Source organism: Pseudomonas sp. SDO5215_S409 (genome assembly GCF_054071325.1).
Map to the genome: position 1 here is coordinate 234,394 of NZ_JBSVWN010000001.1, position 12,491 is coordinate 246,884.

The following is a 12,491-nucleotide window of genomic DNA, read 5'->3' on the forward strand; positions in this document are numbered from 1 at the left end:
TCAATGCGAAGGGGTTAATACGTGACGGGATTGCGGCGCAAGGTCGTGCCTCACGATGTCCTCGAGCACCTGGCCTACATAGGCCGTGACCTGGTTGACGCTCTGCCCCGGTTCGATAAACAAGTGGTTGCCCTCAAAGGCCTTGAAGGTAAAGCCTGCGCTGCCCAGCGACTGCCAGGCGCGCACATCGGCCTCCGGCACCTGGATATCGCCCAGGCCGTGCAGCCCGGAAATCGGCAACGCCAGCGGCGCCGGTGTGCCCGGCTGGAAGCGGTCGACCATTTCAAACGTGGCCACCAGCGACGGCAGTTGTGCGTGGATCAGCTCGCGGCTGAAGTTGAACAGCCCGGCCTGGTTCATCGAGAACTCCAGGGCATCGATCAGGCGGCCAATCACCGGCTCGGCGCCGGGCTGGCACACATCGTCCAGCCCCGGCATCTGCGCCAGCCCATGCTCGCGGTACACCGCCAGCATGTCGCGGATCACCGGGTTCACCCCATCGCCCGGCGCCGAATAGGCCGCCGCGAACAAGTGCCGGGGCAGCGGTTTGCCCACCGCCCGCAGGTGCTGGGCCCACACGTAGGCCATCAGTGCCCCGGCGCTGTGCCCGTACAGGGCAAAGGGCTGGTCCAGCTCGTCACCCAGCACATCGGTCAGGGTCGCGGCGAGCGTCCACATGTCTTGCAACGGCCGCTCACGCAGGCGATCACCCCGGCTGGGCAGTTCGATGGGGCGCACTTCGACACAATCAGGCAGCAACGCCTGCCAGTCCTTGAACACCGCGCTCGACAGGTGCGCGTACGGGAAGCAGTACAGACGGATCTTGCTGCCCGGCTTTGCCTGCCCGCGCAGCCAGCGGCTTTTCTCCCGGGACCAGGGTTGCAGCGCGGTAAAGGGCGGGTACTCACCCGCCTCCACCGGCAGCTCAGGCGCGGCTGCAAGCGGTTCGGCTGCGGCGGGCTGCACCTGCGTCAGCAACTGACGCAGGGTCATTTTGAACAGCCCGCTGACGGCGATCTGTTGTTGGTCCAGGCGTTTTTGCAGGCGGATCAGCATCAGCGAATCCATGCCCAGCTCCAGCAATGCCCGGTCCAGGTTAATGTCTTCGACGGCGCAGTCCAGCAGCTCGCCGATGATCATCAGCAGGCCCTCACCGGACAGCCCGTCACCCGCGGCCAGCTGGGTCTGGACCGCATCGGACAACGGCCGGCTGCTCACCGCCAGTTGTTGCAGGCTGGCGCGGCCGCAGGTGATCAGGCTGTCGCCACGGCTGTCCACCACCGCCCAGGCGGTCTGGAAGTGCCGCACACCCGTGGCCGGGGCCTCGTGTTGCGGGGCATGCAGCAGGTTCACCAAGCGATACACCTGACCTGCGTGCAGCGGGCCGTTGAGGTAGAGGTCGTCCATGCGCGTGGTCATGTAAGGCACATCCTGGTCGCGATCGGCCAACAGGATCGACGGCTGCAGCGCCGCGTCGATAAAGCCCGGGTGGGCGCCAAACGCAGCGTCGGCCTGCCACTGCAGGTTGAGGCTCGCCAGGCTGAAACGCTCGTGGAACCGGCACGCCTCGATGGCCCGCACAAAGCCTGCGCAGGGAAAGCCCATCTGCGCGTAGCGGGCATAAAACGCCGATGCGTCGAGGATCTGGCTCGGCGCCCCCGGGCTTTGCAGCACCGCCGCCAGGCGTGCCTGTTCGGCGGTATCGGCCTGGCCCTGGGTGGCAAAGTCCACCCAGGCTTCAGCGGCTTGCACCCAGGCTTGAGCCGGTGTCGACTCGGCGCGGTAGTCGAACCTCAGTCGATAGGCCTCGGGGCCTGCCGCCTCGATGCTCAGGCGGACCTCGGTGGTCACCCGCTGGGAAATCAGCAGCGGCGACTGGAAGTCAAAACGGCTCACGTGCAAGGCGCTGCGCCCAAAGCGCTCACGGAACACCTGGTAAACCGCCTCCAGGTAAAAGCCCACGTGGAAGTTGCCGGTGTCGAGCAGCCCCGCCGTGTCGGGCGCCAGGCTGAACAGCGCCTCGCTCGTTGCAGGCCCCTGGCCGGTGTAGCGGACCTTGAGAAACGCCGCCACGGCAGGCGCCGCCGCTGGTGCCGCTACCGGTGCCGCTGCCGGGCGCCGCGCCCAATAAGGCTTGAGCGCCAGTTGCGGGCGTGGGTAGTGCGCGTGGAACAACTGCTCACGCTCACGGCCAGACGGCCCGGCGCTGTCCACCGACGTGAGCACCACATGGGCGTTGACCCCGCCAAACCCGAACGAGCTGACCCCGGCCACACGGCCCGCGCCGTCCCAGTCCACCGGTGCATCCGGCAGGCGGAACGCCGGTTGGGTCGGCGCCAGCAACGGGTTGAGCGTGGCCAGGTGGTTGTTGCCGGGGATCTTGCCCAAGTGCAGGCACAGGGCGGCCTTGATCACGCTGGCAATACCGGCCGCCGGTTCCAGGTGGCCGATGTTGGTTTTCAGGCAGCCCAGAATGCAGCCCTCGCCCGCACCGCGCCCGTCGTTGAGCACATTGCCCAGCGCTTCGATTTCCACCGGGTCGCCCAGGTAAGTACCGGTGCCGTGGGTTTCCACGTACCCGGCCTGCGCAGGGCTCAGGCCCGCCCGTTGGTAGGCCTGGCGGATCACCTCTTCCTGGGCCAGGCCATTGGGCGCGGTCATGCCGTTGCTCTTGCCGTCCTGGTTCACCGCCGAGCCTGCCACCAACGCGTACACGCGGGCATTCGGTTGCTGGCGCACCTCGGTTTCGCGTTGCAGCACGATCATGCCCACGCCTTCGCCCGGCACGTAGCCGTCGGCCTTGGCGTCGAAGGTCTGGCAGCGGCCCGAGGGCGACAACATGCCCGAGTCCTGCAACAGGCGAGTCAGCGCCGGGCTCAAGTTGAGGCTGATCCCGCCCACCAGGGCAAAGTCGATCTGCCCGCTGCGCAGGTATTGGCAGGCGATATCAATCGCTACCAGGGTCGAGGAACACGCCGTGTCCAGCACCAGGCTGGGGCCGCGGAACCCGTAGTGGTAGGACAGCCGGTTGGCGGCGATGGAACCCGCATTGCCGGTGGCGATGAACAGCGCGTTGTCCTTGTTGTAGTCGTTGGCGAACTGCATGTATTCGCTGGCGTACTGCGCAATGAACACACCGGTGCGTGCAAAACCCGGATGCTCCTTGATGCCCGCGTCTGCAATCGCACGGTGGGCGTTGAGCAGCAGCAGGCGCTGCTGGGGGTCCATGAAACGCGCTTCACGCGGCGAGATATTGAACAGGCCCGGGTCGAACAACTCGATGTCGTCCAGGTAGCCACCGTGAATGCTGCGCAAGTCCTCATCGCTGAAGCTGTCGCTGAGCCCGAGCAAATCACGTCGCGCCGCCGGGTAGTGCCCCACGCCGTCGAAGCCCGCGCACAACTGCTCCCAGAAGCGCGGCAAATCGGGCGCTTGGGGAAACTGGCCCGACATGCCCACAATCGCAATGCCGCCCCCCGGTGCCGCCGCCTGTGCAACCGGCGCCGGAGCTGGGGCTGCTGCGACCGGCGTGCGGTTGGCGCTGATGTAGTCGGCCAGCGCCCGCAGGGTCGGGTAACGGAAGATCGCCGACGGCAACACCTGGTACGCCAGGCGTTGGGACAGGGTCGAGAAAAACGCCAGCGAGTTGACCGAGTCCAGGCCGATCTCGGCAAAGGTCTGGTCCGGGTGAATGTCCTCAAGGCCCAGCAAGCGTTGCAGTTCATCACGCAGCAACGCACCGATGTCGAGTGCATCGCCCTGCGTGCCTGCCACGGCGGCCACCACCGACGGCTGGCGCAGGCGCTCACGGTAGTGGGCAAACACTGGCAGCGTCTGGATCGCCGGGTTGATGGCGGCGAAGCGGTCCCAGTCGGCATCGAACACGATGCAATCATCAATGGCATTGACCAGGATGCGCTCCAGCAGCGCCAGCCCTTGCGCGGGCGTGAGCATGTGCATGCCCAGCGCGTCAAAAAAGGCCCGGTGGTTGTGCGCCACGGCCATGCCGGCGCCGTCCCAGTCGGTCCACTGGATCAGTTGCGCAGGCAGGCGCCGCTGCCGACGGTCGGCGGCCAGCGCCACCAGGCCCGCGTTGGCCGCACTGTAGGCACTCAAGCCATTGCCCTGCATGCCTTCCACCGCCGAAATCGACGAAAACAGGCAGAAGTAACGCAACGGATCGGCCTGGGTCAGCCGCTCCAACAGCTGTGCGCCCACCAGTTTTGGCCGGGCGATGTCCGCCAGCAACGTGGCCGACGTGGCCTGGATGGCAATGGCCTCGGTGGTCACACCGGCCAGGTGGAACACCCCGGTAATGGGCCCGTCGAGATGTGGACGCAGCTCGGCCAATTGCTGGCCCAGGCGGTCTTCGTCGGTGAGGTCCGACTGCACGTAGTGCAACCGCGCGCCGTGTTCACGCGCCAGCTTGTCGAGCAGCCCTTGCACCGTGGTGCCCACCTCGAGGCGCGGGTGTTGCAGCGTCGCGGACAAGGCTTTACGGCCGATCACGATCAGTGACTTGGCGCCTTTGTCGAGCAGCCAGTGCAACACGCTCAAGCCGATGCCGCCCAAGCCGCCGGTCAGGAGCATGCTGCCCGACACGTCCAGCGCCGGGTCCGCTTCAGGGCTGCGGGCAATCGCCAGCGGCCGCAAGGCCGGGGTCAGGCAGCGCTCGCCCTGCCAACGCACGCGCAGGTGCGCCTGGCGGCAATGCAGTTGCTCGGTGATTTGCGCCAGGCGGTCGCTGTCCAGGCGGTCGGTGTCGAACACCAGGCTGCCGATTTCCGGCACTTCGTAACGCAGGAAGCTGAAGTACTTGGCCAGGCTCTCTTGAATGGCGTCGGTCTGGCCGTTGTGGGTGAGGTTCAGCAGCACCAGCTTGAGGTCCTTGCGGGTGGCCGCCAGGGTGACCAGCGCCTGAACCCGCTGGGTCAGCTGCGCCGCCTGCCGGGCAAAACGCTGGTCCAGCGCCGCGCCCGACAACCCGGCCAGCGGCGTATACGGCTGCACCAGCAGCAGGGTGTCGAACGACGCCAGGCGCTGTTGGTCCGGCACTTCGCTGGACGTGGTCACACCCGGGCGCGACGACCACGGCTGCAAGCTCGCCTGATCGTCACCCAGCACCAACAGCTGACGCGGGTTCGCCCGCTCGGTGTTGGCGGGTGCCTCCACCCACTGGGTTTGCATCAACCAGTGATCCAGGTTTTCCACCGGCGCATGGGCCACCGCAGGCGCTGCGCCCGCCAGGTGGTCGGCGATCCAGTGCCGCTTGGTCTGGAACGGATACCCCGGCAATAGCACACAACGCCCGGTGGCCGCATGCCCGGCCCATTGCACCGGGGCACCCGCCACCCAGGCGCGCGCCTGGCCGTCGAGGTCGGCGAGGTCTGGCGCCGCGTTGGCGCGGTCCAGGCTGTCGCCCTGGTACACCCCCGGCACCTCGCCCGACTGGGCCAGCCAATCGCGCAGGCGCTGGCGGGCCTGGGTGCGGTCATTCACCACCACCGCCAGGCGAAAGCGCAACGCTGCGCGGTGATGGCTGAGGGTAAAGGCGATGTCGTTCAAGGCATGCACGTCGTGGGCGCGGTCCTCGACAAACGCCAGCAGGCTGCGAGCCTGCTCTTTGAGCGCCGCACCCGCCTGGGCGCTGAGCAGCAGCACGCAAGGTTGCTCTGGGCGTGCTGCGGGGGGTGTAATCTCGGGGGCCTGCTCCACGATCATGTGCACATTGACCCCGCCCGCGCCAAACGAGCTGATGGCCGCACGGCGCGGCAACGCCTTGCCGTCACGCTCGATCACCGGCCACGGCATGGCGCGGTCGGGGATCTGGAACCCGGCCTTGGCAAAGCCGATATCGCTGTTGAGCGGCCCGTGCAACAGGCTCGGCACCAGGGTGGCGTGCTGCAGCTGCAACACGGTCTTGGTCAACTGCGCGATCCCGGCGCTGGCCTCGCCATGCCCGATCGACGCCTTGACCGACCCCAGCCCGCGCGCCACCGGGGCATCGCTGCCCGCCACATACGCATCGATCAGGCCCTGTACTTCAATCGGATCACCCAGCGCCGTGCCCGTGCCATGGGCTTCGATGTAGGTGATGGTGTCCCGCGCCACGCCCGAGCGCGCCAGGGCGGCATTGATCGCCCGGGTCTGGCTGACCGGGTTGGGCACAGTAAAGCCTTGGGTCTTGCCGTCATGGCTGACCCCGCTGCCCTTGATCAGCGCCAGCACCTGGTCACCGTCCTTCAGGGCGTCGGCGTAGCGCTTGAGCAGCACCACGCCCACCCCTTCACTGGGCACGTAACCGTCGCCACCTGCGGCAAAGGCGCGGCAGCGGCCATCGCTGGCGGCAAAGCCGGAGGCGCATAGGGTCAGGTATTTGCTGGGGTGCAGCGTCAGGTTCACGCCGCCCGCCAGCGCGGCGCGGGTTTCGCCGCTGCGCAGGCTCTCGCAGGCCAGGTGCAAGGCGTACAGCGACGACGAACAGGCCGTGTCCACCGTGAGGCTTGGGCCGGTGAGGTTGAAGAAAAACGACACGCGGTTGGCCACCGAAAAGGTCTGCGAACCGGCCGGGTAAAACGGCGCCCGGCCCTTGAGCGCATCGGCCCCCACCAGTTGGTAGTTGTTCACGCTGACCCCGGCAAACACCCCGAAGTCCCGGGGCGCGGCTTGCCAGCGGGGCGACAGGTAGCCCGCGCTTTCCAGGCAGCTCCAGGCCATCTCCAGAAACAGCCGCTCTTGCGGGTCCATGAACGCTGCGTCGGTGGCCGACACGTTGAAAAACGGCGCGTCAAACTGGCTGACGTCGCCCAGGAAACCGCCCCACTTGCAGTAGATCGAATCGGTGCTGCCTTTGACGCCGGGGGTGTAAATCGATCGCCAGTCAAAACGCTCCAGCGGGATTTCGGTGACGCAATCCACGCCATCGCGCAGGTTCTGCCAGAACGCTTCCAGCGTCGGCGACTGCGGGTAACGGCCGCTCATGCCGATGATCGCGATGCTGTCGTCGTCGCTCGGCGGTGCGCTGGGCGCCACGGCAGCGGCCACCGGCTGCGCCGCTACGGGCGCTGCCAGGTGCGGGCGCGCGTCCAGGTAGCCGGTCAGCTCGTGCAGGGTCTTGTACTTGTAGAACAGCGTGGCGTCGGTTTCGCCGGTCCAGGCGCTGATGCGCTGGTTGAGCTTCATGATCATCACCGAGTCCAGGCCCAGGCTTTCAAAGTCGCCATGGGGGTCCAGGCGCTCGGGGCGGATACCGGTGATTTCAAACAGCGCCTGGCCCAGGCGCTCAAAGGTGTCGGCGGGTGCGGCCGGGGCCGCCGCCACAGGCGCTGGGGCCACAGCGGCGGGCGCCGTGGCGCGGGCGTCGAACCAGTAACGCTCATCGGCAAACGGGTAGCCCGGCAAACTGATGCGCCGTGGTTGATACGCCTGCGGCCCGGCAGGCGGCAGCGCACGCCAGTCCAGCGCCGCGCCCTGGCACCAGAAGCGCAGCACCTGGTCCAGGCGCTGCTGCGCGAGCCAGCTGCTCACGAGCAGTTGCACGTCGGTGTCGGCCAGGTGGCCCTGCACCGCGTCGCCGCCCGACTTGCGCTCGCCCACAAACACCTGCTGGTCACGCAGGCGCGCCAGCGCGGCGCTGTCCAGCGGGTCCGCCGCGAGAAACTGCTGGAGCTTGTCCGCCAGTTGGGCCAGCGAACTCACCAGCAGCCCCAGCCGGTGCGTGTGCACTTCGCGCCCGGTTTGCAGGGTAAAGGCGATGTCTGCCAGGCGGCGTGGCTCATCCTCAAGACGGGCCACCTGCTCGCCCAGCGCCCGCGCCAAACGTTGCAACTGCGCCAGGCTTGCGGCCGACAGCGGGATCAGAAACGGCTGCGGCGCCACCTCGCCCAAGTCTGCGTTTTTCACGTACTCCTGCAACACCACATGGGCGTTGGAGCCACCGGCGCCGAACGACGACAACCCCGCCAGGCGCGGCACCGCCACACCGTCCTGCGCCAGCGCGGGCCAGTCGGCCAGTTGCTGCTGCACCACAAATGGCGAGGCGGCAAAGTCGATCCGCGGGTTGAGGGTGGCGCTGTGCAGCGAGGGCACCCGTTGACGGTGCTTGAACTGCAACAGCACCTTGGTGATCCCGGCAATCCCGGCGGCGCTTTCGCAGTGGCCGATGTTGGACTTTACCGAGCCGATGGCGCAGAACTGGCGATCGTCCGTGTGGGGCCGAAACGCCGCGCTCAGGGCCGCGATTTCAATCGGGTCACCCAGCGATGTGCCGGTGCCATGGGCCTCCAGGTACGTGATCTGCCGAGGGTCGATGCCGGCACGCTGGTAGGTACGGCCGATCACCTCGGCCTGGGCCTTGACCCCTGGCACCGAATACCCGGCGGACTTGCCGCCGTGGTTGATCTCGCAGGCCTTGACCAGCCCGTAGATATGATCACCATCGGCCTCGGCCTGCGCGCGCGGCTTGAGCAGGATCGCGCCCACGCCCTCGCCCGGCACATAGCCGTCGCCGCCTTCGCCAAAGGCCTGGCAGCGGCCTTCGCTGGACACAAAGCGGCCCTGGCCGAGCATCAGGTATTTATTGGGGTGCAACGACAGGTTCACCCCGCCCACCAGCGCGGTGCTGCAATCGCCGCGCTCCAGCGCACGGCACGCCAGGTACAGGGCGGTCAGCGATGAGGAGCACATGGTGTCGACGGCCATACTTGGGCCGCTGAAGTTGCACACGTAGGACACCCGGTTGGCAATGCTCGACGCACTGGCGCCCAATGCCATCGGGTTGCCCAGCACGGTTTGTTGCGCGCCGTACAGCTGGTATTCCTGGTACATCACGCCTACGTACACGCCCACATCGCGGGGCAATGCCTGGCGGGTGTAGCCCGCGTCTTCCAGGGTGTGAATCGCGCATTGCAGGAACAGCCGCTCCTGGGGGTCCATGAAGCCCGCTTCACGCGGGGTGATGGCGAAGTAGAACGGGTCGAACTGGTCGATGTTGTCAAGAAACCCGCCCCAGCGCCCGTAGGTCTTGCCGGGCCGGTCCTTGTCGGCGTCAAAGTACAGGTCGTGGTCCCAGCGCACGCTGGGAATCGGCGTGATGCTGTCCACGCCCTGGCTGAGGTTGTGCCAGAACTGCTCAAGGTTCTCGGCCCCCGGGTAGCGCCCGGCGAGGCCGATGATCGCGATGTCATCGGCGCCCACCTCGGCACCTTGGGGGCGGGAAAAGTCAGCGTTGCTCAACCGGCCCGGGTCACTCACTTCGCGCACCGAGGCGTTGATGACGCTGGCCAGGTGCTCGCCCTCAAGGGACAACACCTCGACGTCGAACGCCACATAACCGGCCTTGGCCGTGCGCAGGCGGTTGACCAGGTACACGCTTGGCGGCAACGGCTTGGCCTGCACGATGCGCTCGATCAGCAGCGGCACGTACATGCACGATTGCGGCTGGCCGAACTGCGGGTCGCGAAAGAAAAAGCAGCCATTGAGCAGCAGCGGGTCGAAGCCATAGTGCGTGCGCCCGCCCTTGGCCTGCGGTGCGCCCAGGTTGACCTTGCTCACCAGCAGCGTGTCACCGTCGGTGTAGGCCTCTTCGATGTTTTGCAACAACGGGCCCACGGTGAATTGCGGGATGCGCCGGTAGGACCGCTCGATGTCCTCACCCGACAGCCGCGTCAGCCCGGCCAACAGGCTGGCCGGGGATTGGTGACGCGCGTCAAACCCATCGTTCAGACGCAATTGCCCCACGCAGCACGGCTCCAGGGCTGCCTGCGGCGTGCGCCGAAAACCCACGCTGAAGGCCTCGCGCGAAGGCTCCAGCGTGGCCGTCAGCTCGACGGTTTCCTGGCCCTGCAACGTGATCGGCCCCCCCATCAGCCGCACATGGCCCAGGCTCAGCGGAAACGCCTCGACGCCCCACTGCTGCACACAGGCCTCAATGGCCAGGCACGGGTGGGTCACGCCCATCAGCGCGGGCACGTCCAGCACCCGGTGATCTTGCAGGTAGGCTTCCTGCGCGACAAACCGTTGGGTCAGGGACGTGGCCGAGTAGGCAGGCTCAGTGACGAGCGCTGCCGGGGCGGCGGGCGCTTCGGCGTGATGCTGCTGGAAAAACACCCCAAGCTCGGCCAACGTGGTGTGCTCGAACAACAAGGTGGGCGACAGCTCCAAGCCCAACGCCTGGCTGGCGCTGGTGACCAGGTCGAGCAAGTCCGCCGAATCCAGGCCCAGTTCGTAATAGCCTTTGTCGAGCGCCACCTGGGCCGCCTCGGTGCCCAACTTTGCCGCGATCAAGCGGCGCAGCCCGAGCAGGACCGAGTGTTCGCCGCTGGCCACCGCACTGCTGACCGGCGCACGCGGCGCCGCCACGGGTTGATGAAGGCCCTGCTCGGTGCGCACCCGCTTGGCGGTGAACCGCTCGATTTGCGCGACTTTTTCACCGCCCTGCGCGAAGAACTCCAGGGTGAACACCACCAATTCCTGCTGCACGCTGACCGAGTCGGCCTTGATCCGTACGCGGCACTGCGAGGTGATCGGTGCCGTGGCACTGAACCCCTGCAACAACAGCGGCAGGTACAGGCCCTCGGGCGGCCGTGCGTGCTCGTCGTGTACGTCCAGCGCCTGGGAACTGATGGCCGCGCCGTCGAATAAGGCCGGGTGGAACAGGAAGCGCTCGGCATCCGCCAACGCCTGCGGCCCCACCGACAAGTCCGCCAGCAACCCTTGCGGGCCGGTGCGCAGGTGCCCGCGCACTTGCATGTAGTCGTCATGCACCAACTGGTGGTCACGGCACTGCCCGTACAGCGCCTGCAAGGTGACTTCCCGGCCACTGCCCAGGCTTTCCAGCGACTCGCCCGGCGCAAACGCGGCGCCGGTGTGGTGCTCAAGTTCTGCCGTGGCGTAAGGCCGGGCCTGGTCCGACGCTTCGGCGTCTTCCACCCGCACGGTGTAATGGCTCGCGCTTTCACGAAACAACGTCACGCGCACCGCCAGGCGGCTGTCGGCGCTGTCAAGGGACAGCGGCCGGTGAATGCGCAGGGTTTGCAAGCGGTGTTGGGCAAATGCCAAGCCTTGTTGCTGGCACACCTGGTAGATCAGATCGATGTAGGCCAGGCCCGGAAACACCGGGCGCCCGTGCACCCAGTGGGCGCCGATCACGGGGTTGGCGCAAGACAGTGAAATCTTGCTCTCGGCCAATAAAGTGCGCATCACAGTTGCTCCCAGATCATGGCGGTAGCCGGCCGGTGGGTACGGGCAGGCGGTGTCGGTTCCATCCTCGCCGCCGGCGCCTGGCGCTGGCGGTGCAAGACCGGCGCAGCCAGGGGCTGGCGCCGTGGGGGTGTGGCGGGTGTCTCGGGGCTTTGCAAAATGGCGTGCACGTTGTTGCCGCCATCGGCAAAGCAGTTCAGGGCAATGCGCAACGGTTGGCCGGGCGGCAAGGCCACGGCGTTGCGCGGGAAGTAAAACGCCGAGCGCTCAAGGTCGAAATGCCGCAGCGGCTGTTGCCCCGAAAGGAACGGCACCAGGCTGTGGTGCTCGATCATCAGCACGGCCTTGATAAAACTGGCGATGCCCTCGGCGCACAGCGGGTGGCCGATATTTGGCTTGATCGAACCCAGCCCACATGGGCTGTGGGCCGCACGACCGGCGGGCTCGCCATACACCGCGTCAATCGCCTTGAGCTCCAGCAGGTCGGTGACCTGGGAGCCGGAGCCGTTGACCTCGATGTAGTCGACCTGCCCGGCGGTCAGCCCCGACTGGCTCAGGGCCTTGCTCATCACGGCTTTCTGGCGCTGCACATTGGGCGTGGCCGGGCCCGCGGTGCGCCCGTCGTTGTTGCTGGCCAGGCTGCTCAGGCGCGCATACACCGTGTCGCCATCGGCCCGCGCCTGGGCGGCGGTCTTGAGCAGCACCAGGCCCACGCCTTCAGACAACAGGATGCCGTCGGCACGCTCGTCAAACAGGTGGAACTGCGCACTGTCACTGAGCAACCCGCGCTGCTGGAAGATGGCTCGGGTGCGCTCGCCGTCCTGCAGGCTCACCCCGCCGACCACCGCCGCGCTGATCTCACCGCTGCGCAGCGCCTGCACGGCCATGCTCATGCCCACCAGCGCCGATGAACACGCCGTGTCGATGACCATGCTCGGCCCGCTGAAGTCGAAGAAGTGCGACAGGTTGGCCGCCAGGTAATTCTGCCCGGCGACCACAATCGGGTTACGCGCATGGCGCAGCGCTTCGGGGTCCAGGCTGCTGCGGGCACGGCCACCCAGGTACACGCCGGTGGCGCTGCCCTTGGTTTCTTCCACGCGATAACCGGCGTGGGCCAGCAGGTTCAGGCATTCCTCCAGCACCATCAGGGCCTGGGGGTCCATGGCGTGGAAGTCTTCGGCGGGCAGGTGAAAGGCCTCGGGGTCGAAGTGATCGTGGTTGTCCACTCGGCCACCGGACGCCGACAAGGCACTGCGCCCGTCCTTGAGCAACTGCCAGTAATCGGCCAGGTT

2 protein-coding genes (1 of these 2 running past the window's edge) are annotated in these 12,491 nt (G+C 67.1%); both read right to left on the bottom strand.

Annotated elements, in window-relative coordinates; all coding sequences use genetic code 11:
• Window positions 1–11,199, bottom strand: coding sequence for a beta-ketoacyl synthase N-terminal-like domain-containing protein (locus tag ACW9H9_RS00730; RefSeq protein WP_457340953.1), 11,199 nt, complete (start codon window positions 11,197–11,199; stop codon window positions 1–3).
• On the bottom strand, window positions 11,199–12,491 hold the 3' portion of the coding sequence (locus ACW9H9_RS00735; protein WP_457340952.1) for a beta-ketoacyl synthase N-terminal-like domain-containing protein. 5,652 nt of this gene lie beyond the right edge of the window; the window shows 1,293 of its 6,945 coding nt (coding positions 5,653–6,945); its start codon lies off the right edge, out of view; it ends in the stop codon at window positions 11,199–11,201. Before ACW9H9_RS00735 ends, ACW9H9_RS00730 begins: the two co-directional genes overlap by 1 nt.

What these genes read in the sequence shown, in the direction of transcription:
- ACW9H9_RS00730 (WP_457340953.1), bottom strand. Translation starts at nt 11,199, where the DNA reads ATGCGCACTTTATTGGCCGAGAGCAAGATTTCACTGTCTTGCGCCAAC.